At 71.7% G+C, this 24,912-nt stretch carries 24 protein-coding genes; 17 read left to right on the top strand and 7 right to left on the bottom strand.

All coding sequences use genetic code 11. The annotated features are described in order from the left end of the window. Positions 1-55: 55 nt before the first annotated feature. On the top strand, positions 56-1,264 hold the full coding sequence (gene mycP / locus ACZ52C_RS19905; RefSeq protein ID WP_469076153.1) for a type VII secretion-associated serine protease mycosin: 1,209 nt from the start codon (positions 56-58) through the stop codon (positions 1,262-1,264). Positions 1,265-1,273: 9 nt separating this feature from the next. On the opposite strand, the gene ACZ52C_RS19900 is transcribed toward mycP, so the two are convergent. After that, complete coding sequence (locus ACZ52C_RS19900) at positions 1,274-2,335, bottom strand: serine hydrolase (protein WP_469075955.1); 1,062 nt, start codon at positions 2,333-2,335, stop codon at positions 1,274-1,276. Positions 2,336-2,484: 149 nt separating this feature from the next. Here ACZ52C_RS19900 and ACZ52C_RS19895 point away from each other — a divergent pair, with 149 nt between their 5' ends. Continuing rightward, positions 2,485-3,264 carry an SseB family protein gene (locus tag ACZ52C_RS19895; protein ID WP_469075954.1) on the top strand — a complete coding sequence of 260 codons (780 nt, stop codon included), beginning with the start codon at positions 2,485-2,487 and terminating at the stop codon, positions 3,262-3,264. A 21-nt stretch (positions 3,265-3,285) separates the two neighbouring features. Here the strand turns inward: ACZ52C_RS19895 and ACZ52C_RS19890 are convergent, their stop codons facing one another. Beyond that, complete coding sequence (locus tag ACZ52C_RS19890) at positions 3,286-3,642, bottom strand: DUF1844 domain-containing protein (protein WP_033531706.1); 357 nt, start codon at positions 3,640-3,642, stop codon at positions 3,286-3,288. Between the two features lie 370 nt (positions 3,643-4,012). On the opposite strand from ACZ52C_RS19890, the gene infC reads away from it, so the two are divergent. From infC to ACZ52C_RS19840, 10 genes are all read left to right on the top strand, one after another. Next, entirely contained in the window at positions 4,013-4,705 is a 693-nt protein-coding gene (gene infC / locus ACZ52C_RS19885) for a translation initiation factor IF-3 (protein ID WP_060885396.1), read from the top strand. A 131-nt stretch (positions 4,706-4,836) separates the two neighbouring features. Further along, positions 4,837-5,031, top strand: coding sequence for a 50S ribosomal protein L35 (gene rpmI / locus ACZ52C_RS19880; RefSeq protein WP_003977225.1), 195 nt, complete (start codon positions 4,837-4,839; stop codon positions 5,029-5,031). Positions 5,032-5,132: 101 nt separating this feature from the next. After that, positions 5,133-5,516: a 50S ribosomal protein L20 gene (gene rplT / locus ACZ52C_RS19875; RefSeq protein ID WP_045557148.1), complete on the top strand. Its 384-nt coding sequence runs from the start codon at positions 5,133-5,135 to the stop codon at positions 5,514-5,516. A gap of 284 nt (positions 5,517-5,800) precedes the next feature. Beyond that, entirely contained in the window at positions 5,801-6,646 is an 846-nt protein-coding gene (locus tag ACZ52C_RS19870) for a TrmH family RNA methyltransferase (RefSeq protein WP_469075953.1), read from the top strand. A 53-nt stretch (positions 6,647-6,699) separates the two neighbouring features. Next, positions 6,700-7,836, top strand: a complete 1,137-nt coding sequence (locus ACZ52C_RS19865) for a sensor histidine kinase (protein WP_319105795.1) — start codon at positions 6,700-6,702, stop codon at positions 7,834-7,836. Between the two features lie 136 nt (positions 7,837-7,972). Beyond that, the gene (pheS, locus tag ACZ52C_RS19860; RefSeq protein ID WP_469075952.1) at positions 7,973-9,094 is read left to right on the top strand and encodes a phenylalanine--tRNA ligase subunit alpha; all 1,122 of its coding nucleotides are present in this window, start codon (positions 7,973-7,975) and stop codon (positions 9,092-9,094) included. Beyond that, the gene (gene pheT / locus ACZ52C_RS19855) at positions 9,094-11,607 is read left to right on the top strand and encodes a phenylalanine--tRNA ligase subunit beta (protein WP_469075951.1); all 2,514 of its coding nucleotides are present in this window, start codon (positions 9,094-9,096) and stop codon (positions 11,605-11,607) included. The genes pheS and pheT overlap by 1 nt, the downstream gene beginning before the upstream one ends. A 314-nt stretch (positions 11,608-11,921) precedes the next feature. Further along, a complete protein-coding gene (locus ACZ52C_RS19850) occupies positions 11,922-12,860 on the top strand; it encodes a PP2C family protein-serine/threonine phosphatase (protein WP_469075950.1) in 939 nt (312 codons plus the stop codon). Between the two features lie 211 nt (positions 12,861-13,071). Next, positions 13,072-14,412, top strand: coding sequence for a transcriptional regulator (locus ACZ52C_RS19845; protein ID WP_469075949.1), 1,341 nt, complete (start codon positions 13,072-13,074; stop codon positions 14,410-14,412). Positions 14,413-14,509: 97 nt separating this feature from the next. After that, positions 14,510-15,055, top strand: a complete 546-nt coding sequence (locus ACZ52C_RS19840) for an NUDIX domain-containing protein (RefSeq protein ID WP_469075948.1) — start codon at positions 14,510-14,512, stop codon at positions 15,053-15,055. A gap of 27 nt (positions 15,056-15,082) precedes the next feature. Here ACZ52C_RS19840 and ACZ52C_RS19835 read toward each other — a convergent pair whose 3' ends face one another. Next, positions 15,083-15,340 carry a hypothetical protein gene (locus ACZ52C_RS19835; protein WP_469075947.1) on the bottom strand — a complete coding sequence of 86 codons (258 nt, stop codon included), beginning with the start codon at positions 15,338-15,340 and terminating at the stop codon, positions 15,083-15,085. Between the two features lie 205 nt (positions 15,341-15,545). Beyond that, a complete protein-coding gene (locus ACZ52C_RS19830) occupies positions 15,546-16,436 on the bottom strand; it encodes a 3-hydroxybutyryl-CoA dehydrogenase (protein ID WP_319105803.1) in 891 nt (296 codons plus the stop codon). Between the two features lie 155 nt (positions 16,437-16,591). Here ACZ52C_RS19830 and ACZ52C_RS19825 point away from each other — a divergent pair, with 155 nt between their 5' ends. Beyond that, the gene (locus ACZ52C_RS19825) at positions 16,592-17,851 is read left to right on the top strand and encodes a glycoside hydrolase family 10-like protein (RefSeq protein ID WP_469075946.1); all 1,260 of its coding nucleotides are present in this window, start codon (positions 16,592-16,594) and stop codon (positions 17,849-17,851) included. Positions 17,852-17,861: 10 nt separating this feature from the next. Here ACZ52C_RS19825 and ACZ52C_RS19820 read toward each other — a convergent pair whose 3' ends face one another. Both ACZ52C_RS19820 and ACZ52C_RS19815 read right to left on the bottom strand, forming a co-directional pair. Further along, positions 17,862-18,056, bottom strand: coding sequence for a DUF1918 domain-containing protein (locus ACZ52C_RS19820; RefSeq protein ID WP_469075945.1), 195 nt, complete (start codon positions 18,054-18,056; stop codon positions 17,862-17,864). Positions 18,057-18,143: 87 nt separating this feature from the next. After that, a complete protein-coding gene (locus ACZ52C_RS19815; protein WP_469075944.1) occupies positions 18,144-19,142 on the bottom strand; it encodes a DMT family transporter in 999 nt (332 codons plus the stop codon). Between ACZ52C_RS19815 and ACZ52C_RS19810 the strand changes: the two genes are divergently transcribed. From ACZ52C_RS19810 to ACZ52C_RS19800, 3 genes are all read left to right on the top strand, one after another. Beyond that, the gene (locus ACZ52C_RS19810; RefSeq protein WP_469075943.1) at positions 19,141-20,607 is read left to right on the top strand and encodes an aminotransferase-like domain-containing protein; all 1,467 of its coding nucleotides are present in this window, start codon (positions 19,141-19,143) and stop codon (positions 20,605-20,607) included. The genes ACZ52C_RS19815 and ACZ52C_RS19810 overlap by 2 nt on opposite strands. Next, positions 20,604-21,047 carry a GNAT family N-acetyltransferase gene (locus ACZ52C_RS19805; RefSeq protein ID WP_469075942.1) on the top strand — a complete coding sequence of 148 codons (444 nt, stop codon included), beginning with the start codon at positions 20,604-20,606 and terminating at the stop codon, positions 21,045-21,047. The genes ACZ52C_RS19810 and ACZ52C_RS19805 overlap by 4 nt, the downstream gene beginning before the upstream one ends. A 107-nt stretch (positions 21,048-21,154) precedes the next feature. Further along, entirely contained in the window at positions 21,155-21,730 is a 576-nt protein-coding gene (locus ACZ52C_RS19800; protein ID WP_469075941.1) for a histidine phosphatase family protein, read from the top strand. Here ACZ52C_RS19800 and ACZ52C_RS19795 read toward each other — a convergent pair. Next, positions 21,675-22,190, bottom strand: a complete 516-nt coding sequence (locus tag ACZ52C_RS19795; RefSeq protein WP_469075940.1) for a DUF6314 family protein — start codon at positions 22,188-22,190, stop codon at positions 21,675-21,677. The genes ACZ52C_RS19800 and ACZ52C_RS19795 overlap by 56 nt on opposite strands. A 174-nt stretch (positions 22,191-22,364) precedes the next feature. Between ACZ52C_RS19795 and ACZ52C_RS19790 the strand changes: the two genes are divergently transcribed. Next, positions 22,365-24,848, top strand: coding sequence for an alpha-L-arabinofuranosidase C-terminal domain-containing protein (locus ACZ52C_RS19790; RefSeq protein ID WP_469075939.1), 2,484 nt, complete (start codon positions 22,365-22,367; stop codon positions 24,846-24,848). Positions 24,849-24,912 lie beyond the last annotated feature (64 nt).

Genomic DNA, 24,912 nt, shown 5'->3' with positions numbered 1-24,912 from the left:
CGCCGTGCACGCGCACACCGCTTCCGCCACGCACGACGCCCAAGCGCCCGCCGACATCCCCCCGCGCGCCCCCGGAGCCGACCGTCGGCGGCGTCTGCGGAGCGCTCTGCTCAGTGTGCCCCTCGCCGCCTCCCTGGCCCTCCTGCCGTCCACCGCCGCGCACGCCGACGGCATCCGGGACCAGCAGTGGGCACTGGACGCGATGCGTACGCAGGAGGCGTGGCGTGCGACGAAGGGCGCCGGGATCACCGTCGCCGTGCTCGACACCGGCGTCGACGACGAACACCCCGACCTGGCCGGCAACGTCCTGCCGACGAAGGACATGGTCGGCTTCGGGGCCTCGCGCGGCGACCGGTCCTGGGCGCGGCACGGCACGGCCATGGCCGGCATCATCGCCGGACACGGCCACGGGGTGAACCGCTCCGAGGGCGTCCTCGGCATCGCCCCCGAGGCCAAGATCCTCCCCGTCCGCGTCATCCTCGAGGACGGCGACTCGGCCCGCTCCAAGGCCCGCAACACCCGGGGCAACGCCCTCGCCGACGGCATCCGCTGGGCCGCCGACCAGGGCGTCGACGTCATCAACCTCTCCCTCGGCGACGACTCCGAGTCCGCCCACCCGGAACCCTCCGAGGACGCGGCCGTCCAGTACGCCCTCGCGAAGGGTTCGATCGTCGTCGCCTCGGCCGGCAACGGCGGCGAGAAGGGCGACCACGTCTCCTACCCGGCGGCCTACCCGGGCGTGATAGCGGTGACCGCGGTCGACGAGGACGGCGACCGTGCCCCGTTCTCCACCCGCCGCTGGTACGCGACCGTCAGCGCCCCCGGGATGCACGTCGTCATCGCCGACCCCGACCGCAAGTACTACGAGGGCTGGGGCACCAGCGCCGCCGCGGCCTTCGTCTCCGGTGCCGTCGCCCTCATCCGGGCGGCCCACCCCGCCCTCACCCCCGCCCAGGTCAAACGCCTCCTGGAGGACACCGCCCGCGAGGCGCCGGTCGGCGGTCGCGACGACTCCCGGGGCTTCGGTTTCATCGACCCGGCCGCCGCCATCGAGGAGGGCGGCAAGCTGAAGCCCGACGATCTCAAGGCCGCGTCGCACGGCGGCAGGTACTTCGGCTCCGGCCCGGACCCGGTCGAGGAGGAGGACCCCACGGCCGGCTGGGCGGCCCCCGCCGCGGGCGGCCTCGGCGTGCTCCTGCTGATCACCGCCGTGGTGATCTGGCGCGGGCGGGGCCGTGGCCGCCCCGACGAGTTCATCGTCTGACACCCGCGCCTACGAGCCGGTGGCCACCCGCGCCGCGTCCGCCCCTCCGGAGGGGCCCACCTCCTCCGCCGAAGCCGCCGCGTCCTCCGTACCCGCCGCGTCCGCCGCCGTGTCCGCGAAGACCGACACCGCCGCCTTCGCCGCCGCCTCGACCGTCGCGACGCCCTTCGCCTTCGTCGTGTGGCCGTCGGACACCACGGCGACCAGGTACGCGCGCCCGTCCACCGAGACCCGGCCGACACTGTTGATGTCCCACAGGCCGGTGGCGGTGCGGGGCAGCCAGCCGTTCTTCAGGGCGAAGCCCGATCCCGAGGCCCCGCCCGTCGCCGCGGCGGAGACACCCCAGTCCTGGCCCTCGGCGATCCGCGCCAGCAGATCCTGGACGTAGGCCCGCGAGTCCGCGCTCAGTACGGAGTTGTCGTCGTCCCCGAACACCTGCCGGAGCAGGACGAGTTGATCGGCAGCCGTGGTCAGGGTGAGGCCCCAGTACAGCCCGTCGCCGCCCTCGGTCGCCGTCAGCCCGAACCGCTCGTTCGCCGCGTCCAGGCCGGCCGCCTGCCCGATGACCTTCCACAGCTCCGTCGCGGAGGCGTTGTCGCTGTCGCGGATCATCGCCGAGGCGTACGTCCTCTCCTGCGCGGTGAGCCGCCGGTCCGCGTCCTCGGCCTGGAGCAGCAGCGCCGCCAGGATGTCCAGCTTGACGATGCTCGCGGTGTCGAACCGGGCGTCCCCGTACACGGCCGAGTCGCCGGACGCCACGTCGAGCACGGCCACGGACACCGCCGCCCCGTCCTCGACGGTCAGCTCCGCCAGGGCCGTCGCGAGCAGTTCGTCGTGGTCCACCTCGGGCACCGCCACAGGTTCCACCGAAGCCTCCTCAGCGGCCACCGACGAGGGTGCCGACGGCCCCGACGACGATACGGCCGAGGCGCCGCGGTCCTGTGCCTGGGCCCGCACGAACACCGTTCCCGCGGCCGTGCCGCCCACCAGGACGACGGAGGCGAGCGCGAGAGGGAGGAGCGGACGGCGCCCGGACGTACGGGCACGGCGACGGGCTCGGCGAGAGGACATACCGCGATGCTTCTGTGCCGGGCTGTGCGTGTGGTTAGGCGATTGTTAGATGGTTGTCAGGGTCGGCTGAGAAAACCGTGAGTGAGGTGACGAACACGTTTCCGGCCTGCCGAACGCCCAGGAGACTTCCCCCGATAGGGTCGACGACCGTGGCGAACAAGAACATTCCCGACCCCGGCTTCTCCGACGACGACGGCTCCGCCGACCCCCGGCTGAGCGCCGCGCTCGCCGCCTGGGCCGACGACCGCACCGCCGTGGGCCCCGTCCTCGAAGCGCTCAAGGGTGCCCGGCTGCTCGTGCCCGTCGTGGCCGTGCTCGGCGAGGTTGAGGTGGACGATCAGGAGGGGCGCGAAGCTCGTTGGAAGGGCGGTGGTGGGCGACGGGAGGGCGGACTGCGCCGCGAGAAGACCAGCGACATGGCCGTCCCCACCCTCAAGGCCGGCGGCCGCACCGCCCTGCCCGCCTTCACCTCCACCGAGAGCCTCGCGCGCTGGGACCCCGCCGCCCGCCCCGTCGCCGTACCGCTGCACCAGGCGCTGCAGGCCGCCGCGCACGAGAAGGCCGACACGATCGTGCTCGACCTGTCCGGCCCCGTCCCCTTCGAGCTGACCGGCCGCGCCCTGCTCGCGCTCGCCGAGGGACGCACCACCACCGACCCGCTCGCCGACCCCGCCGTCCGCGACGCCGTACGCTCCGCCGTCGCCGCCGAGCCGGCCGTGCTCCGCGCCCACCTCGGCCCCGGACAGGCCGACGGCACCCTGGCTCTGATCCTCGACGAGGCCGCGCCCCCGGCCGAGACGGCGCAGTCCGTCGCCGGGCGCCTCGCCGCCGACGAGACACTGAGGGCCCGCCTGGTGCGCGGCCTCGACCTGGCACTGCTGCCGGCCGGGGCCACACCACCGGGCGAGCCCTTGTACGTACGGGCGTAGTCGTCCCGCAGCGCTGCGGGACTAGCCGTAGATCGGGCCCGTGTACTTCTCGCCCGGGCCCTGGCCCGGCTCGTCCGGGACGAGCGACGCCTCGCGGAACGCCAGCTGCAGCGACTTCAGGCCGTCGCGCAGCGGGGCCGCGTGGAAGGAGCTGATCTCGGTCGCGGAGGCGTCCAGCAGACCGGCGAGGGCGGTGACCAGCTTGCGGGCCTCGTCCAGGTCCTTGTACTTGTCGCCCTCCTCGGTCAGACCGAGCTTCACCGCGGCGGCGCTCATCAGGTTGACGGCGACCGTCACGATCACCTCGACCGCGGGGACCTCGGCGATGTCGCGGGTCATCGAGTCGAAGTCGGGGTTCTCAGGAGGGGTCTCACTCATGCCCCACACGATAGGCCCCGGCACGTGCCTCCCGACCTGCGGGAGTCGCCGCGGCTCGATTGGCACGTCAGGTTTGAACCCGGTATGGTGGTGTCCACGACCGGCTGGACACCTGTGTGTCCGGCCCGCAAGTGGAGGCTCCGCACTCCCACCTGACTGTCCTCCGGGACGGCAGGTCACCCGGTCAGGCGGCCCCCACCGTTCCGTACGGACGGTGGAGTCGTCCGATATTGCGCCCCGCGGCACACCCGCGGCGGTGCTCCGGCAGTTCATGGAGCCCCGCCTGTGTTCCGTCCGGGGCATTTTTCGTGGCTCCCGGTGGTTGGTCCAGATGTCAACCAGACATGACGCGGCGGTCCGCCAGACCGTCGTGTGGTGCTACCGAGGAGGATCCATCAGCGCCGAGCCCCGCATCAACGACCGGATTCGCGTTCCCGAGGTGCGACTTGTCGGTCCCAGCGGCGAGCAGGTCGGGATTGTTCCGCTTGCCAAGGCCCTGGAGCTTGCGCAGGAGTACGACCTCGATCTCGTCGAGGTGGCCGCGAACGCCCGTCCGCCGGTCTGCAAGCTCATGGACTACGGGAAGTTCAAGTACGAGTCGGCCATGAAGGCCCGTGAGGCGCGCAAGAACCAGGCGCACACGGTCATCAAGGAGATGAAGCTCCGGCCGAAGATCGACCCGCACGACTATGACACCAAGAAGGGTCACGTCGTCCGGTTCCTCAAGCAGGGCGACAAGGTCAAGATCACGATCATGTTCCGTGGTCGCGAGCAGTCCCGGCCCGAGCTGGGCTACCGGCTGCTGCAGCGTCTCGCGTCGGACGTCGAGGACCTCGGGTTCGTCGAGTCGAACCCGAAGCAGGACGGCCGAAACATGATCATGGTCCTCGGTCCGCACAAGAAGAAGACCGAGGCGATGGCCGAGGCCCGTCAGGCGCAGGAAGCCCGGAAGGCGGAAGCGAAGGCCAACCCCGGCAAGTCGCAGAACGCCGCCGACGCCGAGCACTCCGACGTGGAGCACGTCGAAGCCGAGGCGCCGGCAGAGGAGCCTGCCGAGGCGTAAGTCCCCGGGACGCGAGTCCGGGGGAAGCCCTGGACACCGGTCCAGGGTGCCAACCGAAAGAAATGACGTTCCGTCGTGCCCGGTTTAGCGACCGGGCACCGGAGCGCCACTGACGAGGAGAGAACGGCGCTATGCCGAAGAACAAGTCGCACAGCGGTGCCAGCAAGCGCTTCAAGATCACCGGCTCCGGCAAGGTGCTCCGTGAGCGCGCCGGCAAGCGCCACCTGCTCGAGCACAAGTCGTCCCGCGTGACGCGTCGCCTCACCGGCAACGCCGAGATGGCCCCGGGCGACGCCGCGAAGATCAAGAAGCTTCTCGGCAAGTGACGTACCCGGCGCCCCTCGTGAGCGCCGTACGTCAGGACCGGGACCCCATCGATTTCGGGTCGTGTGACGACAACCACGGCCCCGCTACAAGGAGTTAACAAGTGGCACGCGTCAAGCGGGCAGTCAACGCCCACAAGAAGCGCCGGGCGATCCTCGAGCAGGCCTCCGGCTACCGCGGTCAGCGTTCGCGCCTGTACCGCAAGGCCAAGGAGCAGGTCACCCACTCGCTGGTCTACAACTACAACGACCGCAAGAAGCGCAAGGGCGACTTCCGTCAGCTGTGGATCCAGCGCATCAACGCTGCGGCCCGCCAGAACGGCATGACGTACAACCGCCTCATCCAGGGTCTGAAGGCCGCGAACATCGAGGTCGACCGCAAGATCCTCGCCGAGCTGGCCGTCAACGACGCCCCCGCGTTCGCCGCGCTCGTCGAGGTCGCGCAGAAGGCGCTGCCGGCGGACGTGAACGCGCCCAAGGCGGCGTGACGCTCGCGCTGGCCTGAGCCGTGTGAGATGTGACCCGGACCCGCAGGTGCTTGCCGCCTGCGGGTCCGGGTGTTTTTGGTGCGTGCCGGTGCGTCGTCGGGTGCGGGTACGTGGGGCTTCTCGCGCAGTTCCCCGCGCCCCTGAAAGACCAGGCCCCTGCGGGCCGAGAAGCACGGGGCGCAGCCCGTGCTTTTCAGGGGCGCGGGGAACTGCGCGAGAAGCCCCACCGGCCCGCACCCGCTGACGCACCGAACCCCCCGAGCTCTCCGATCCAAAGGTGACCCATGCCTGCCGTCCCCGAGTTGATCTCCCCCCGGTCCGCCCGCGTCGCCGCGGCCCGCCGGCTGGCGAAGCGGAACTTCCGGGGGAAGGACCGGCTGTTCCTGGCCGAGGGCCCGCAGGCCGTCCGGGAGGCCACCGGGCGCCCGGACACCCTGGTCGAGCTGTTCGTCACGGTCGACGCCGCGGAGCGCTACGCCGACATCGTCCAAGACGCCCGCACCGCCGGCGCCCGCGTCCACCTCGCCGACGAGGCCGTCATCGCCGACATCTCCACCACCGTCACCCCCCAGGGGCTCGTCGGGATCTGCCGGTTCCTCGACACCCCCTTCGACGAGATCCTCGCCGCGCGCCCGAGGCTCGTCGCCGTCCTCGCCCACGTCCGCGACCCCGGCAACGCCGGCACCGTGCTGCGGTGCGCCGACGCCGCCGGCGCGGAAGCCGTCGTGCTCACCGACGCCTCTGTGGACCTCTACAACCCCAAGGCCGTGCGCGCCTCCGTCGGATCGCTCTTCCATCTGCCGGTCGCCGTCGGCGTGCCCGTGGAGGAGGCCGTCGCGGGGCTCAAGGGCATCGGCGTACGTGTCCTCGCCGCCGACGGCGCGGGGCAGGACGACCTCGACGACGAACTCGACAAGGGCACCATGGGCGGGCCCACGGCCTGGGTGTTCGGCAACGAGGCCTGGGGGCTGCCCGAGGAGACCCGGGCACTCGCCGACGCCGTCGTGCGCGTTCCCATCCACGGAAAGGCGGAAAGCCTGAACCTGGCGACCGCCGCCGCCGTATGTCTCTACGCGTCCGCCCGTGCACAGCGCGCCTTCGGAGGGTGCCGCACCGTCACGCCCAGCTAGTAGGGTGACGGGCTCGGGGGCCCACTGCACAACGCGAGAGGTGGGGTACGGGGATGAGGGTCGGCACGAGCGGCACACCGGTGGCACGGGACGTGCTCGCCACATCCGCGGCCCGGCAGGGCGACCTCGCCGACCTGGGCATCGACCCCGACGACCTCCCCGACGGACTGGTCGTGGCCGACGAGAACGGCCGCGTGATCTGCTTCAACGCCGCCGCCGCCCGGATCACCGCGATCCCCGCCGCCGACGCCCTCGGCCGCCCCCTCGAATGGGCCCTCCCCTTAGAAGACCTCGAAGGCCGCCGCTGGTGGCAGCTGACCGACCCCTACGGAGGGCTCGCCATCCGGGTCGGGCAGCCCGAGCGGAACCTGCTGCTGCCCGGGGCGCGCGAGATCCTCGTATCGGCCCGTTACGTCCGGACGGAGCCGACCGGGCCCGTCCGCCGGGTCGTCGTCTCGCTGCGCGACACCGAGGCCCGGCGCCGCACCGAGCGCAGTCACGCGGAGCTGATCGCCACCGTCGCCCACGAGCTGCGCTCCCCCCTGACGTCGGTCAAGGGGTTCACCGCGACGCTGCTCGCCAAGTGGGAGCGGTTCACGGACGACCAGAAGAAGCTGATGCTGGAGACCGTCGACGCCGACGCCAACCGGGTCACCCGGCTCATCGCCGAACTGCTCGACATCTCGCGGATCGACTCGGGACGGCTGGAGGTGCGGCGGCAGCCCGTCGACATGGGCGCCGCCGTCGGACGGCACATCCAGGCATACGTCGCGGCCGGACAGCCCGCCGACCGGTTCCTGCTGCGGATCGAGCAGCCGCTGCCCGCCCTGTGGGCCGACCCGGACAAGATCGACCAGGTGCTGAGCAACCTGCTCGAAAATGCGGTGCGGCACGGCGAGGGAACCGTCACGATTGACGTCACGCCCACGGCGTCCCCCCGGGAAGGGGAGGACACCGGCACGTCGGTCACGGTGAGCGACGAGGGCAGTGGCATCCCGGAGGAGTCCATGAACCGCGTCTTCACCCGCTTCTGGCGGGGCAGCAAGCGCGGTGGCACCGGCCTCGGGCTGTACATCGTCAAGGGCATCGTCGAAGCCCACGGCGGCACCATCACGGTCGGACGCGCCCACGGCGGCGGCGCCGAGTTCCGATTTACGTTGCCCGTGGCGGCGCCGGCCTACCTGGCCTGAGCACCACGGGCGCGTTCGCAAGCCCTCCACCCCGTTAGACTCGGCCTTTGGCACCTTTGTGTCCCAAAAACCGTGACGATCTGTCCACGAGTCGGTACGGGGACCATCCGCCAGCCAATCGGAAGCACGGGAAGAGATGTCGGCACCGAATAAGTCGTACGACCCTGTAGAGGTCGAGGCCTTGAAACCGGAAGAGATCGAGCGCATGCGGGACGAGGCGCTCGCCGCCTTCGCCGCCGCGGACTCCCTCGACGCGCTCCAGGAGGCCAAGGTCGCCCACACCGGGGGCACCTCCCCGCTGGCCCTCGCCAACCGCGAGATCGGCGCGCTGCCCCCGCAGGCCAAGGCCGCCGCGGGCAAGCTCGTCGGCCAGGCCAGGGGCGCGGTGAACAAGGGCCTCGCCGCCCGCCAGAGCGAGCTGGAGGCCGAGCGCGACGCCCGGGTGCTGGTCGAGGAGGCGGTGGACGTCACGCTGCCCTACGACCGCGTACCGGCCGGCGCCCGCCACCCGCTCACCACGCTGTCGGAGCGCATCGAGGACATCTTCGTGGCCATGGGCTACGAGGTCGCCGAGGGCCCCCAGGTCGAGGCCGAGTGGTTCAACTTCGACGCCCTCAACATCGGCCCGGACCACCCGGCCCGCGGCGAGGCCGACACCTTCTTCGTGCAGGGCCCCGAGGGCGGCACCGAGTCCGGCGTCGTGCTGCGCACCCACACCTCGCCCGTGCAGATCCGCTCCCTGCTCGACCGCGAGCTGCCGGTGTACGTGATCTGCCCCGGCCGCGTGTACCGCACCGACGAGCTGGACGCCACGCACACCCCGGTCTTCCACCAGGTCGAGCTGCTCGCCGTCGACGAGGGCCTGACCATGGCCGACCTCAAGGGCACCCTCGACCACATGGTCCAGTCGCTGTTCGGCGAGGGCATGAAGACCCGGCTCCGGCCGAACTTCTTCCCGTTCACCGAGCCGTCCGCCGAGATGGACATGCTCTGCTACGTCTGCAAGGGCACCTCCGTCGGCAACCCCGACCGCCCCTGCCGCACCTGCTCCAGCGAGGGCTGGATCGAGCTCGGCGGCTGCGGCATGGTCAACCCCCGGGTGCTCACCGCCTGCGGTGTCGACTCCGAGAAGTACAGCGGATTCGCCTTCGGGTTCGGCATCGAGCGGATGCTGATGTTCCGCCACAACGTCGAAGACATGCGAGACATGGTCGAGGGTGACGTCCGGTTCACCCGGCCGTTCGGGATGGAGATCTGATGCGGGTCCCGCTTTCCTGGCTGCGGGAGTACGTCGACCTGCCGGCCACCGAGACCGGTCGTGACGTCCAGGCCAAGCTGATCTCGGCCGGTCTGGAGGTCGAGACGGTCGAGCAGCTCGGCGACGGCCTCAAGGGCCCCCTCGTCGTCGGTCAGGTGCTGACCATCGAGGAGCTGACGGAGTTCAAGAAGCCCATCCGCTTCTGCACCGTCGACGTCGGCACCGCCAACGGCACCGGCGAGCCCCAGGAGATCGTCTGCGGCGCCCGTAACTTCGCCGTCGGCGACAAGGTCGTCGTGGTCCTCCCGGGCGCCGAACTGCCCGGCGGCTTCGCCATCTCCGCGCGCAAGACCTACGGCCGCAACTCGCACGGCATGATCTGCTCCAGCGACGAGCTGGGCATGGGCGACGACGGCACCAAGGGCATCATCGTGCTGCCGCCGGAGACCGAGGTCGGCAAGGACGCGATCGAGCTGCTGGAGCTGGTCGACGAGGTCCTGGACATCGCCGTCACGCCCGACCGCGGCTACTGCCTGTCGATCCGCGGCGTCGCCCGCGAGACCGCCATCGCCTACGGCCTGCCGCTGCGCGACCCGGCGCTCCTCGACGTCCCGGGCCCGAACGCGTTCGGCCACCCCGTCCAGGTCTCCGACCCGCTCGGCTGCGACCGCTTCACCGCCCGCACCGTCACCGGTCTCGACCCCGAGGCGCGCTCCCCGATCTGGCTCAAGCGCCGGCTGCAGAAGGTCGGCATGCGCCCGATCTCGCTCGCCGTCGACATCACCAACTACGTGATGATGGAGCTGGGCCAGCCGCTGCACGCCTACGACCGCTCCCTCGTCCAGGGCACGATCGGTGTGCGCCGGGCCGAGGAGGGCGAGAAGATCGTCACCCTCGACGGCACGACCCGCACCCTGCACGCCGAGGACCTGGTGATCACCGACGAGCGCGGCCCCATCGGCCTCGCCGGGGTCATGGGCGGCGCCGACACGGAGATCGCCGATCACGACGATGTGGAGAACGCCTCCAGCGACGTCGTCATCGAGGCCGCCCACTTCGACCAGGTCTCCATCGCCCGCACCGCCCGCCGGCACAAGCTGTCGTCGGAGGCGTCCCGCCGCTTCGAGCGCGGCGTCGACCCGCTGGCGGCGGCCGCCGCCGCCCAGCGCACCGTCGATCTGCTGGTGCTCCTCGCGGGCGGCACCGCCGACGCGGGCGTCACCGAGGTGATCGCCCCGTCCGCTCCGCGCACGATCACGATCCCGGCGGACCACCCGGACAAGGTCGCGGGCGTCGAGTACGGCCGCGAGACCGTCGTACGCCGCCTCCAGGAGGTCGGCTGCGACGTCTACGGGACGGACGAGCTGATCGTCACCGTGCCGTCGTGGCGGCCCGACCTCACCGACCCGAACGACCTGGCCGAAGAGGTCATCCGCCTGGAGGGCTACGAGAACCTGCCCTCCACACTGCCCAGGCCCCCGGCCGGGCGCGGCCTCACCCACCGGCAGCGACTGCACCGCCGCGTCGGGCGGGCGCTGGCCGGCGCCGGATTCGTCGAGGCTCCGAACTACCCGTTCATCGGCGAGCAGGTCTTCGACCAGCTCGGCCTGGACGCCGACGACCCGGCCCGCCGCGTCGTCAGGCTCACCAACCCGCTGAGCGACGAGGAGCCCGCACTGCGCACCTCGCTGCTGCCGGGTCTGCTGGGCGCGCTGCGGCGCAACGACGGCCGGGGCACGCACGACCTCGCCCTGTTCGAGACCGGCCTGGTCTTCCTCCCCCGTGAGGAGCAGCGCGTCGCCGTCGCGCTGCCGGTCGACCGCCGGCCCACCGACGAGGAGATCGCGACGCTGAACGCCGCGCTGCCCGAGCAGCCGCGCCATGTGGCCGTCGTCGTCGCCGGGGCCCGCGAGCAGGCCGGCTGGTGGGGCAAGGGGCGCCCCGCCGACTGGGCCGACACCGTCGAGGCCGGCCGCGCGGTCGCCCGCGAGGCCGGTGCCGAACTGGTCGTCCGCAAGGGCCAGTACGGCCCCTGGCACCCCGGGCGCTGCGCCGAGTTCGTGGTCGTCGCCGACGGCACCGAGCGGGTCGTCGGCCACGCCGGCGAGCTGCACCCGCGTGTCCTCAAGGCGCTCGGACTGCCGGCCCGGACCGCCGCGATGGAGATCGATCTGGACGCCCTGGAGCAGGTGGGGGACAGCACCCCGCACGCACCGAGCATCTCCACGTTCCCGGTCGCCACGCAGGACGTCGCGCTCGTCGTCGACGCGTTCGTGCCGCACGCCGACGTGGAGGCCGCGCTGCGTGAGGGCGCCGGTGAACTCCTGGAGGGCATCCGGCTGTTCGACGTCTACGAGAACGCGGAGCAGCTGGGCGACGGACGGAAGTCACTGGCGTACGCGCTGCGCTTCCGGGCCGCGGACCGCACACTGACCGTCGACGAGGCGTCGGCGGCCCGGGACGCGGCGGTCGCCCTCGCGGGCGAGCGTACGGGAGCCGTGCTGCGGAGTTAGGGCGTCTGAGGGGTGGGGGACTGCGGTTCCTACGGCGGCTGCGGGTGGTTCGTGGCTCGTCGCGCAGTTCCCCGCGCCCCTGGCGCGCGACGCATCCATGAGTCACCTCACTCATTCGGGTGACAATTGTGGGTGATCGCCCCCATCCGGGCGTGCTGTGGACAGAATCGGACCGGCCTTTCTGGGCCTCACGCGCTGTCCGGGCCTGATGGGGGGCCAACGGCATGATTCGAGTCAGGGCTGGGATTCCTCGCCGGACATGGTCCCGGGGGCGAGGGCTTCTCGGTCGGCGGTCCGTCCGTGCCGGTGCCCGGATGGCGGGCGGCGCTGTGTGCCTCGCCGTCGGCACCGGGCTGATGCTGCACGTCAGGCGGGTGATGCTGCGGGAAGTGCGGCAGGCGCGCGCGGTCGCGGGCGCCACGCGGAGCGTCCTGCTCAGGCCGCTGCCCGCACGGATCGACGGGCTCGCCACCGCCGCCGTCCAGCTCTCCGCCGACCGGGGTGCCACCCTCGGCGGCGACCTGTACGAGGTGATCGCCACCGAGCACGGTGTACGGGTGGTGATGGGCGACGTACGCGGTCACGGCCTCGCCGCCGTCGGCACCGTCGCCGCCGTCCTCGGCTGTTTCCGCGAGGCCGTCCACGACGAGGCCGACCTCGCCGGGGTCCTCGCCCGTCTCGACCGTGCGCTCGCCCGGCACCTCCGCGCCCGCAGCCGCGCCGAGGACACCGAGGACTTCGTCACGGTCCTCCTCCTGGAGATCACCCCCGACGGCGAACTCCACGCCCTCAACTGCGGCCACCCCTGGCCCTACCTGCTCGGCGTCAACCGAGCGGCACCCCTCGCCCGTGCCGACCCGCTGCCCCCGCTCGGCCTCTTCCCGCTCCCCGCCGAACTGCCGGTCACGGCCTGCGGCCAACTCCTCCCGGGCGAGGCCCTGTTCCTCCACACGGACGGCGTGGAGGACGCGAGGGACAGCCAAGGGCGTTTCTTTCCTCTGCCGGGCGCGCTGAGGGAAGCCGTACGCGGCCGTCCCATCTCTCCCCAGTCGGTACTCCGAGCCGTCTTCACGCAACTCCTCCGCCACACGGCGGGAAGACCGAAGGACGACATCGCGATACTGGTACTCCGCAACGACCGCCCACTTGTCTTCAGGGGCGCGGGGCCGCATACATCTGCGGCTCCGCCGCGGGGCGCGACCAGCCACCAACGACCCGCAGCCGACAACCCACCTGTCGCCCCCACCCCGTAGTCGCTCCCGTTCCGCCCGGCAGGGCCACCGCACTGTACGAGGGGGAGCCGGCGGCCCGGCCGGCCTCTTGGCGAGGGATCCCAGTCAACCTGACCGGAACTCTCTGCGACAGCGTGCACACAGCCCGAATTCGGGCGTTCCCGTCACACCCCGTGTGAAGAGGGAGGCGCTACGCTGCGATTCGCCGGCACCGAGCCACCGGAGGGCCTCCATGCAGCCCAACACCCTGCTCGACGCGATCCTCGACGAGGCCGGTATCTCCCACGCCGGTCTCGCCGCCCACGTCAATCAGGCGGGGCGCGCCCGGGGGCTGGCGCTGAGATACGAACACACCGCCGTGGCACGGTGGTTGAAGGGGCAGCGGCCGCGCGGACAGGTGCCCGACCTGATCTGCGAGGTGCTCGCCGGGCGGCTGCGCCGCACCGTCACCCTCGACGACATCGGGCTCGGCGTGCCGGGCGAGGCGGCCTCCCCGCACGGCGCCGGGCTCTCCGGGTTCGTGGAGCGCGCCACCGCGCTGTGGCGCTCCGACGAACAACAGCGCCCCCATGTCCTCGGCGCCCCCGCCGTCACCGGGACGCCCGCCGTGATGCCCGTCTGGGAGTGGGAGAACCCGCCGGAGGACGTCGACGTCTCCCGCGGCGGACGGCATCGCGTCAGCATGGCCGACATCGAGATGCTGCGCGCGGCCCGGACGCACTACGAGCAGATGTACCGCAAGGCCGGCGGCGTCGCCACCCGCACCAGGATCGTCGGGTTCCTCAACGCCGAGGCCGCGCCGCTGCTGCGGGGCAGCTACACCGATGCCACCGGCCGCCAACTGCACCGGGCGACGGGCGGGTTGGTCGCGATCGCCGGGATCTGCGCGTACGACTCCGACGCCCACGGCCTGGCCCAGCGCTACTTCCACCAGGCGCTGCGGCTGGCCAAGGCCAGTGGGGACCGGGGGCTTGGGGCGTATGTGATCGCGCTCCTCGTCAACCAGTCGCTGTTCATGCGGGAGCACCGGCAGGCCGTCGCCTTCGCCGAGGCCGCGCTGCGCACGGCCGGCCCGCACATCACCCCGGCGCTCGCCTCCGACCTGTACGCGATGCAGGCGAAGGCGTACGCGCACCTCGGCGACGGCACGAGCGCGCTGTCCTGCATCCGGCGGGCGGAGCAGGCCGCCGAGCGCATCCGGCGCGGGTACGAACCCGATGAGACCGGCTATGTCCAACCCGGCCTGGTGAACGTACAGGTGGCGGAGGCGCTGCTCAGCCTCGGCGACCTGACGGCCGCGGCGGAGCACGCGGCGGCGGCCGTGGACACGCCGGCGCACGACCGGGGGCGGGTGCACCGGCTCGCGATGCTCAGCCAGATCGAACTGCGGCAGGGAAACGCGGACAAGGCGGTGGCCACCGCGGTCGAGATGGCCGAGCGGGCGCGCGGAATGGAGTCCATGCGCCTGCGTGACCGACTCCGGTCGGTACGCGAGCACCTCGTGCGCAGCGGCTGCGCGGGGACCTCCGAGGCCGCCGAACTCATCGACGGGGCACTGCGCGTACCGCTCTGACGCGGTCCCGGGGCGCGGCCGTGCACCGGCCGTGCGCCTGCTGTCACCCAGCTACTGCTGCGATATTGCCACTTACTCGGCGGAAGGTGGCAGAACCGTGCAGTGGACGAAACAGAGCGAACAAACTGTGTACTCGAACCGCTGGTTCAGCGTCAATCTCGCGGATGTGGCGTTGCCGGACGGGCGGCACCTCGATCACTTCCTGATACGGCTGCGGCCTGTCGCCGTGGCCACCGTGGTCAACGAGGCGAACGAGGTGCTGCTCCTGTGGCGGCACCGCTTCATCACCGACAGTTGGGGCTGGGAGCTCGCGGCGGGCGTCGTCGAGGACGGCGAAGCCATCGCCGAGGCAGCCGCCCGCGAACTGGAGGAGGAGACCGGATGGCGGCCGGGACCCCTGCACCACCTGATGAGCGTCGAGCCCTCCAACGGGCTCACCGACGCGCTGCACCACGTCTACTGGGCCGACGAGGGCGCATACATCGGGCACCCCGTGGACGACTTCGAGTCGGACCGCCGGGAATGGGTCCCCCTCAAGCTCGTCCCCGACATGGTCGCCCGCGGCGAGGTCCCGGCCGCCAACATGGCGGCCGCCCTGCTCCTGCTGCATCATCTACGGCTCGGGCAGGACACCCGGCTGTGAATCACCCGCCGTGTCCCGCCCGGGAGGCTAGTGGCCCAGCGCCTGCCAGACGGACACCACCAGGGCGCCCAGGGCCGTGAGGGCCGCCACCGCGGGCAGCGGCCAGCGGGCGTGCTCCAGGGTGACGAGCCGCGTGTTGAGGTCGTCGAGTTCCTTGGCGCTCTGTTCGGCGCGGTGGCTCAGCAGGGTCAGCCCTCCTTCGACGCGTGTGTGCGCCACATCCAGGCGGCGGCGTAACTCTGCGAGTTCGCCGTGGTGCACCGGATGCTCGGGGTCGATGGCCACGAGTCCGCTCCTTTCTGTAGTCGTCCGGTCCCTTGCGTGCGCACGTGAAGTCAACTCGCCTGGTGGGCGCGTGAGGAGAGTGTGCGCAGGGCATATGCGTGTCCGCCGCGCACACGGTGTGTGAATACGACGGGCCCGGCACCCAGAAGGGTGCCGGGCCCGAACGCGCGAGGGGACTGACGGTGCGTAGTCGGACTGCCGGTGGTCAGGCGTACGCGTAGAAGCCCGAACCCGTCTTCCGGCCGAGTCGCCCCGCGTCCACCATGCGCTGCAGCAGCGGGGGAGCGGCGTACAGCGGCTCCTTGTACTCCTCGTACATGCTGTTGGCGATGGAGACGATGGTGTCCAGACCGATCAGGTCGGAGAGCTTCAGCGGGCCCATCGGGTGGGCGCAGCCCAGCTCCATGCCGTTGTCGATGTCCTCGCGGCCCGCGATGCCCGACTCGAACATCCGGATCGCGGAGAGCAGGTACGGCACCAGCAGCGCGTTGACGACGAAGCCCGAGCGGTCCTGGGCCCGCACGGGGTGCTTGCCGAGGACCTTCTCGGCGAACAGCTGCGCCCGGCTGAGCGTGCCCTCGGAGGTGGTCAGCGCCGGGATCAGCTCGACGAGCTGCTGCACCGGGGCCGGGTTGAAGAAGTGGATGCCGATGACATGGTCCGGCCGCGAGGTGGCGACCGCGAGCTTCACCAGCGGGATCGAGGAGGTGTTGGAGGCGAGGATCGCGTCCGGGCGGGTCACCACCTGGTCGAGCACCTGGAAGATCTCCGTCTTCACCTGCTCGTTCTCCACGACCGCCTCGATGACGAGGTCACGGTCGGCGAACTCGCCGAGATCGGTGGTGAAGCTCAGGCGCGCCTGGGTCCCGTCCCGCTCGGCCTCGGTGATCTTGCCGCGCTCGGCGGCCTTGGCGAGGGAGTTGAACAGCCGGGTGCGGCCGATCTCCAGGGCTTCGCCGGTGGTCTCGGCGACCTTGACGTCCAGTCCGGCGCGGGCGCACACCTCGGCGATGCCCGCTCCCATCTGGCCGCAGCCCACGACTCCGACGCGGGCAATGTCTCCCGCCGGGATGTCCGTCACATCGTCCCTTTCCATGGTCCTCGTGCCTGGCAGATACCCCTGGTGGAGGCCTGCGCCAAACCTGCACGTTACCCGCGCCGCCTACTGATCAGTATCCCGGGTGTCACATGGAAGGCTGGTCCGGGACCGGTCCGCGCGACGGCGGACACGCGGTAGGTGGAGGTACGAGGATGCATCGCAAGCCACGGATGTCACGGCGGGCCTTCTGGGCGACCGCGGCGGCGACCCTCGTGGCGGCGGGCGGGGTGGCGGCGGGCACCGCCATCGCCGGCGGCGAACCGAGCCCGCGCCGCAGGGCGGGCGAGGGCGAGCTGCGCGGCATGTGGCTGGCCACCGTCCTCAACCGGGACTGGCCCTCGAAGGCCGGCCTGACCGCGGCGGAACAGCGCGCCGAACTCCTCGCCCGGCTCGACACCGCCGTGGACCGCCGCCTCAACGCGGTGATCTTCCAGGTACGCCCCAGCGCCGACGCACTCTGGCCCTCCCCGTACGAGCCCTGGTCGCAGTACCTCACCGGCACCCAGGGCAAGGACCCCGGCTGGGACCCACTGGGCACGGCCGTCCAGGAGGCGCACGCCCGGGGGCTCCAACTGCATGCCTGGTTCAACCCGTACCGGGTCGCGGTCCACACCGACCCGAGCCGGCTGGTCGCCTCCCATCCGGCCCGGCAGAACCCCGACTGGGTCGTCCCCTACGGCGGCAAGCTCTACTACAACCCCGGCATCCCCGCCGTCCGCGCCTTCGTGGAGAAGGCCATGCTCGACGCCGTCCGCAAGTACGCCGTGGACGCCGTGCACTTCGACGACTACTTCTACCCGTACCCGGTGGCCGGCCAGGTCTTCGACGACGACGCGGCCTACGACCGGTACGGCGCGAGCTTCCCCAACCGGGCGGCCTGGCGGCGCGACAACATCGACCTGCTGGTGCGCGAGACGGCGGCCCAGATCAAGGCGATCCGCCCCGGCACCCAGTTCGGGATCAGCCCCTTCGGGGTGTGGCGCAACGCGGTGACCGACGAGCGGGGCTCGGACACCCGGGCGGGCGTGCAGACCTACGACGACCTGCACGCGGACACCCGGAAGTGGGTCCGGGAGAACTGGATCGACTACATCGTCCCGCAGCTGTACTGGAACATCGGCTTCGCCGCCGCCGACTACGCCAAGCTGCTGCCCTGGTGGGCGGAGACCGCCCGGGGCAGCGGGACGCGGCTGTACATCGGGGAGGCCCTCTACAAGGCGGGCGACCCGGCCCAGCCCGCGGCCTGGCAGGACCCGGTCGAACTCTCGCGGCACCTCACCCTGGCCCGCGACGTCCCGGAGGCGCGCGGACACGTCTTCTTCTCGGCCAGGGAGGTCGAGGAGGACAAGATCGGCGCGATGGCGCGCGTGGTCGCCGACCACTACCAGCGGCCGGCGGAACCACCGCGCTGACGAAGACCCGCTACTTGGTGTCCCCGGGGTGACGGACGACCGTGTCCGGGCCCGGGGACATCAGCGCCTCGTGCCCGTCGTCGAACCTGACCCGGTAGGGCGGGTTCCCGTTCTGGCCGAGCACCTCCAGGACCTCCGCGGTCCGGTCGTGGTGCCCGACGGTCCTGCCGTGCACCAACAGGGTGTCGCCTTTGGTTGCCTGCATCGGGGGCCTCCTCGTCTCGCACGGGAGTGGCGGTCCGTGACCGCAGTCTATTGCGGGCGGTGCCGGTTGCACCGGTCGCGTACGGGCTCAGGCGGACGAACGCTGGGTGACCGCGATGCAGACCAGTACCGCGGCCGCCGTCAGGGGCGCGGCCGGGGTGAGCTGCTCGCCGAGGAGCAGCACCGACCACACCAGTGTGAGCAGCGGCTGCGCCAGCTGCAACTGGCTGGCCTTGGGTATGCCGATCGCCGCCATGCCCCGGTACCAGACGACCAGCCCCAGGAACTGGGACCCGGCCGCCACCCACACCAGCCCGGCCACGCTGTGCGCGGTCAGCTGCGCCGGTTCGTACGACAGGGCCAGCAGCGCGCCCGGCACGCTCAGCGGCAGACAGAGCACCAGGGCCCAGCCGATGACCTGCCAGCCGGGCATCATCCGCGCCAGCCGGCCGCCCTCGGTGTAGCCGGCCGCACAGACCAGCAGCGCGCCGAAAAGATAGAGATCGGCCGTGGTGAGGGAGCCCCCGCTCTGCGTCACGGTGAACGCGAGCACCGCGGCGGCTCCGGCGAGGGCGGCCGCCCAGAAGGTGCGCGAGGGGCGGGTGCCCATGCGCAGAGCCGAGAACAGGGCGGTCGTCAGCGGGAGCAGACCGACCACGACGGCGGCGTGCGCGGTGGTGGAGGTCCGCAGCGCGAGCGTGGTCAGCATCGGGAACCCCAGCACGACCCCGGCGGCCACGACCGCGAGCCCCGCCCAGTGCCGACGGCCCGGCAGCGGCACCCGCAGGACCAGCAGACACACCCCCGCGAGGACGGCGGCCAGCACGCTGCGCACGGCGACCAGCGACCAGGGGCCGAAGCCCTCCAGGCCCCAGGCGGTGGCGGGGAAGGTGAGGGAGAAGGCGGTGACACCGAGGGCCGCCAGGAGCGTGCCGCCGCCGGCGCGGCGGGTGTCGGCACCGGCGCCGCTCGCCGGGGCGGACCCGGCCGCCCCGGTGTTCTGTCGTCGGCCGGTGCCTGCCGCTACTGATGTGCCGGCGTCCACCGCTACTGATGTCGGGGTGATAGCGCTACTCTCTACTCTCATGCATGAGCGTAGCAGTGGGGCGGAACTGGCGGAACAGCTACGGAAGGAGCTTGACCGCTACTCGGTCGGTGGAAAGCTGCCGTCGAGCCGGGCCCTCGTCGAGCGGTTCCGGGTGAGCCCGGTGACCGTGTCGCGCGCGCTGGCGCACCTGGCCGCCGAGGGGCTCGTGGTGACCCGGCCGGGGGCGGGCGCCTTCCGGGCCGCCCCGCGCGAGAGCGGTACGGCACCGGTGGGGGACACCTCCTGGCAGGAGGTCGCGCTGAGCGCGGACGGCAGCGCCGAGCCCTCGCCCCGCACGGTGGACGCCTCCGGGGTCCTGGTCTCGCTCGCCTCCCCGCCGCCCGGTGTCATCGAGTTCAACGGCGGCTATCTGCACCCGTCGTTGCAGCCGGAGCAGGCGATGGGCGCCGCCCTGTCCCGGGCGGGGCGCCGGCCCGGGGTGTGGGCGCGGCCGCCGGTCGAGGGAGTGCCGGAGCTGCGCGAGTGGTTCGCGCGGAGCATCGGCGGAGCGATCACCTCGGCCGAGGTGATCGTCGCGGCGGGCGGCCAGTCCGCCCTGACCACCGCCCTGCGCGCCCTCGCCCCGCCCGGGGCGGCCGTGCTCGTCGAGTCGCCCACCTACCCCGGCATGCTGGCGATCGCACGGGCGGCCGGGCTGCGCCCCGTGCCGGTCCCGGTGGACGCGGACGGGGTCAGACCCGCCCTCCTCGCCGACGCGTTCAAGGCGTCCGGCGCCCGGGTCTTCGTCTGCCAGCCGCTCTTCCAGAACCCCACCGGCGCCGTCCTGGCGGCCGACCGCAGGGGCGAGGTGCTGCGGATCGCCCGTGCGGCGGGGGCCTTCGTCGTGGAGGACGACTTCGTACGCCGGCTCGTGCACGAGGACGCCGGTCCCCTGCCGCGGCCCCTGGTGGCCGACGATCCCGACGGCGTGGTCGTGCATGTCTCCTCGCTGACCAAGGCGACCTCGCCCAGCTTCCGGGTGGGTGCCCTGGCCGCGCGGGGCCCGGTCCTGGAGCGGCTGCGCGCCATCCAGGTCGTCGACACCTTCTTCGTGCCGCGCCCCCTTCAGGAGGCCGCCCTCGAACTCGTCGGCTCGCCCGCCTGGCCCCGCCATCTCCGCGCGGTCTCACGGGAGTTGAAGCTCCGTCGGGATGCCCTCACCTCCGGGCTGCGCTCACGTCTGCCCCAACTCGCCCTGCCCCACATCCCTTCCGGCGGCTACCACCTCTGGCTGCGCCTCCCCGACGGCACCGACGAGCCCGCCCTGGTCGCCGCCGCCCTCCGCGCGGGGGTCGCCGTCACCCCCGGGCGCCCCTACTTCAGCGCCGAACCCCCGGCCGGCCACCTGCGGTTGAGCTTCGCGGGGGTCGCGGGCGCGGGCGAGATCGCGGAAGGGCTCCGGCGCCTGGAGGAGGCCGTAAACGGTTCGACAGCGGGCGCCCGGCCTGCGAACGTCCTGCCATGAGCGACGAGTCGAACCCCGCCGTACCCACGGGCTACGAGATCTCCGACGATCCCGGACGCATCGACGTCGGACGGGTCCACCACTGGCTGTCCACCGATGCCTACTGGGCCCTCGGCCGCGCCCGCGAGAAGCAGGAGAGCGCGATCCGGGGATCGCTCAACTTCGGTGCGTACGAGGTGGGTTCGGGGGAGCAGGTGGCGTACGCGCGGGTGGTGACCGACCGGGCCACGTTCGCCTGGCTCTGCGATGTGTACGTCGCCCCGTCGGCGCGCGGGAAGGGGCTCGGCACCGCGCTGGTCGCGGCCGTGTGCGAGCACCTCCGGGCGTACGGGCTGCGGCGTGTCCTGCTCGCCACGCACGACGCGCACGGCGTCTACGCGAAGCTCGGGTTCGAGCCGCTCGCCAAGCCCGATCGGTGGATGGCTCTGGTGTCCGAGTGAGGGGCGGGGTGCGGCGACGAGTGCCCGGAGCGGCGGACGCGGTACCCCCCGGTAACTCCTGAGTAACGCCTCTTGACCTGCGGAGAACCCCGTTCCACCATCGCCGCATGCATCTTCGGGTCACGTTCGTCGCCGCCGCGCGCTGCTCCTCGCTGCTCGCGGAGCGCTTCGAGGACGACCGGCCGCTGGACCAGGCCGGCTGGGACGAAGTGCAGCGCGCCGCCCACGAGCTGGTGCCGCTGGCGGCGGCCGAGCTGCGCTACTGCTCGCCGACGCCCCGCAGCCGGGCCACCGGGGACGCCCTCGGCTACGCGCCGCTGGCCCAGCCCGCGCTGCGGGACTGCGACATGGGCCGCTGGCGCGGCTTCACACTGGGCGAGGCCATGGCGCGCGAGCCCTCGGCCGTGGACGCCTGGCTCGCCGACCCGCACGCCACCCCGCACGGCGGCGAGTCGCTGATCGGGTTCATCTCCCGCATAGGCGGCTGGCTGGAGACCCGTCCGGTGGGGGAGGGCGGCCGTGTCGTCGCGGTGGCCGAGCCGTCCGTGCTGCGCGCCGCCCTGGTCTACGCGCTGAAGGCCCCGCCGTCGTCGTACTGGAACATGGACATCCGCCCCCTGTCGACGGTCACGGTCGCGGGGCACGCGGGCCGCTGGAACCTGCGGCTGGGCGCCCCTCAGTAGGAGCGGGGCCCCCGGCCGACCGGTCGCGGGTGTAGTCGGTGACCAGGAGCAGATCCTTCGCGGGGCCGCCGACCCGCCACATCGTCCGCCAGCGGTCCTCGCCGTACACCTCGAACTCGCCCCGGTAGAGGTCGGCGACGCAGGGGTGGTCCGTGCGCCACCGCCCGGTGGTCAGGTCCAGGTCGTGGAAAGGGCGGTCGTCCGCGAAACGGACATCGGCCGTGCCGGGCGTGGCGCCCGGGAGGAAGCGCAGGGTGCGTTCGGCGGGGCGCGGGACGCCCTGCCAGACGAAAGTTCCGGCTTCCCGGTGCAGCAGGCCGCCGTCGTCCAGCGGGCTGAAAACCGTCGTCCCCGAGAACTCCCCCTCCGCGCCGCTCGCGAGATCCCGCACGGACCGCAGGACCCGCCATCCCCCGACGAGATGCGCCAGGACATCGGGAACTGGCAGGAAACCGCTCATCAGGCCTTCTTTTCCGAGACTTTCGGTGCCGTGCGACCCGTTGACGCTGTCCAGGTCACCTCCCTATCTTGCCGTTCGAAGTGCTGATCATCGTCCGGTATTTCGAATGACTCCCGTGCGACGCCAGTCAACTCCCTGCACCTCACGACCCCCACCCCGAGACGCGGAGTATCCATGTCACGCAGTACCCGCACCCGTTGGAGACTCGGCCTCACCGCCACCGCCTTCCTGGTGGCCGCCGCCTCCGTCCCGGCCCCCGCGCACGCCGAGGACGTCACGGACTACGCGATCACCGTCGACCCGACCGCCCGGGGCGCGAAGATCGACGACACCATGTACGGCGTCTTCTTCGAGGACATCAACCGGGCCGCCGACGGCGGTCTGTACGCCGAACTCGTGCAGAACCGGTCCTTCGAGTACTCGACCGCCGACAACCGTGCCTACACCCCGCTCACCTCGTGGACCGTGGACGGCACCGCGCAGGTCGTGAACGACGCCGCCCGCCTCAACGAGCGCAACCGCAACTACCTGTCCCTCGGCGCCGCCTCGGCCGTCACCAACGCGGGCTACAACACCGGCGTCCACGTCGAGGAGGGCAAGAAGTACGACTTCTCGGTGTGGGCGCGCGCCGCCGCCCGCACCGCGCTGACCGTCACCCTCCAGGACCCCGACGGCGCGCTCGCCGAGGCCCGCCGCGTGCAGGTCAAGGGCGGCTGGGCCAAGTACCGGGTCTCCTTCGAGGCGACACGGACCAGCTCCCACGGCCGACTGACCGTCGCCTCCGCCGGAGCCGTCGCCCTCGACGAGGTGTCCCTCTTCCCCCGCGACACCTACAAGGGGCACAGGAACGGCCTGCGCAAGGACCTCGCCGAGAAGATCGCCGCGCTGAAGCCGGGCTTCGTCCGCTTCCCCGGCGGCTGCCTCGTCAACACCGGCTCCATGCAGGACTACAGCGAGGCCTCGAACTGGGAGCGCACGCGCTCCTACCAGTGGAAGGACACCATCGGCCCCGTCGAGCAGCGCGCCACCAACGCCAACTTCTGGGGCTACAACCAGAGTTACGGCCTCGGCTACTACGAGTACTTCCAGTTCTCCGAGGACATCGGCGCCATGCCGCTGCCCGTGGTGCCCGCCCTCGTCACCGGCTGCGGCCAGAACAAGGCCACCGACGACGAGGCCCTGCTCCAGCGGCACATCCAGGACACCCTCGACCTCATCGAGTTCGCCAACGGGCCCGTCACCAGCAAGTGGGGCAAGAAGCGGGCGCAGATGGGCCACCCGAAGCCCTTCCACCTCACCCACCTCGGCGTCGGCAACGAGGAGAACCTGCCGAACGAGTTCTTCGCCCGCTTCCAGAAGTTCCGGGCCGCCATCGAGGCGAAGTACCCGGACATCAAGGTGATCTCGAACTCCGGTCCCGACGACACGGGCACCACCTTCGACACCGCGTGGAAGCTGAACCGCGAGGCGAACGTCGACATGGTCGACGAGCACTACTACAACAGCCCCCAGTGGTTCCTCCAGAACAACGACCGCTACGACTCGTACGACAGGAAGGGCCCGAAGGTCTTCCTCGGCGAGTACGCCTCCCAGGGCAACGCCTTCAAGAACGCGCTCTCCGAGGCGGCGTTCATGACCGGCCTGGAGCGCAACGCCGACATCGTGAAGCTGGCCTCCTACGCGCCGCTCCTCGCCAACGAGGACTATGTGCAGTGGCGCCCCGACATGATCTGGTTCAACAACCACGCCTCGTGGAACTCCGCCAGCTACGAGACGCAGAAGCTCTTCATGAACAACGTCGGCGACCGTGTGGTGCCGTCGACGGCCACCGGCACCCCGTCACTGACCGGCCCGATCACCGGCGCCGTGGGCCTGTCCACCTGGGCGACGACGGCGGCGTACGACGATGTGAGCGTGACCTCGGCCGACGGGGTGCCCCTCTTCGCCGACGACTTCGGCGGCGACGCGTCGAAGTGGAACCACAGCGGTGGCGGCAGCTGGAGCGTCCAGGACGGCCAGTACGTGCAGACCGACGTGGCAGCCGAGAACACCATGGTCACGGCCGGTGACACCGCCTGGCACGACTACGACCTCAAGGTCAAGGCCACCAAGAAGTCCGGCAAGGAGGGCTTCCTCGTCGCCTTCGGCGTCAAGGACACCGGCAACTACTACTGGTGGAACCTCGGCGGCTGGAACAACACCACCAGCGCGGTCGAGCAGGCCGTCGACGGCGGCAAGTCCTCGCTGATCTCCAAGCCGGGCACGATCGAGACCGGCCGCACCTACGACATCGAGGTCGAGGTGCGCGGCCGGAAGGTGACCCTGCTGCTGGACGGCAAGGAGTGGGGGAGCTTCACCGACGACAAGCCGGCGGAGCCGTTCCGGCAGGTCGTGACGCGGGACGCGAAGACGGGTGACCTGATCCTGAAGGTCGTCAACGCGCAAGGGGTGGCCGCGCGCACGGCCATCGACCTCGGCGGCGCGAAGGTGCGCTCCAAGGCGCGGGTGACCACGCTGACGGCCGCGCCGGACGCGGTGAACACGGAGACGGCCACGCCGGTGGCGCCGGTGAACTCCACGTTCAGCGGGGTGGCCAGGAAGTTCAGCTACACGTTCCCGGCGAACTCCGTGACGTTCCTGCGGATCAAGAAGCGGTGACGGGAGGAGTGGCCTGGGCTTTGTGAGCCGGGTGCGGGTGCGTGGGGGCTGGTCGCGCAGTTCC

Source organism: Streptomyces sp. NPDC034049 (genome assembly GCF_055575575.1).
The sequence above is the reverse complement of the archived record's forward strand: the minus strand, read 5'-3'. Positions and strand labels throughout refer to the sequence as shown.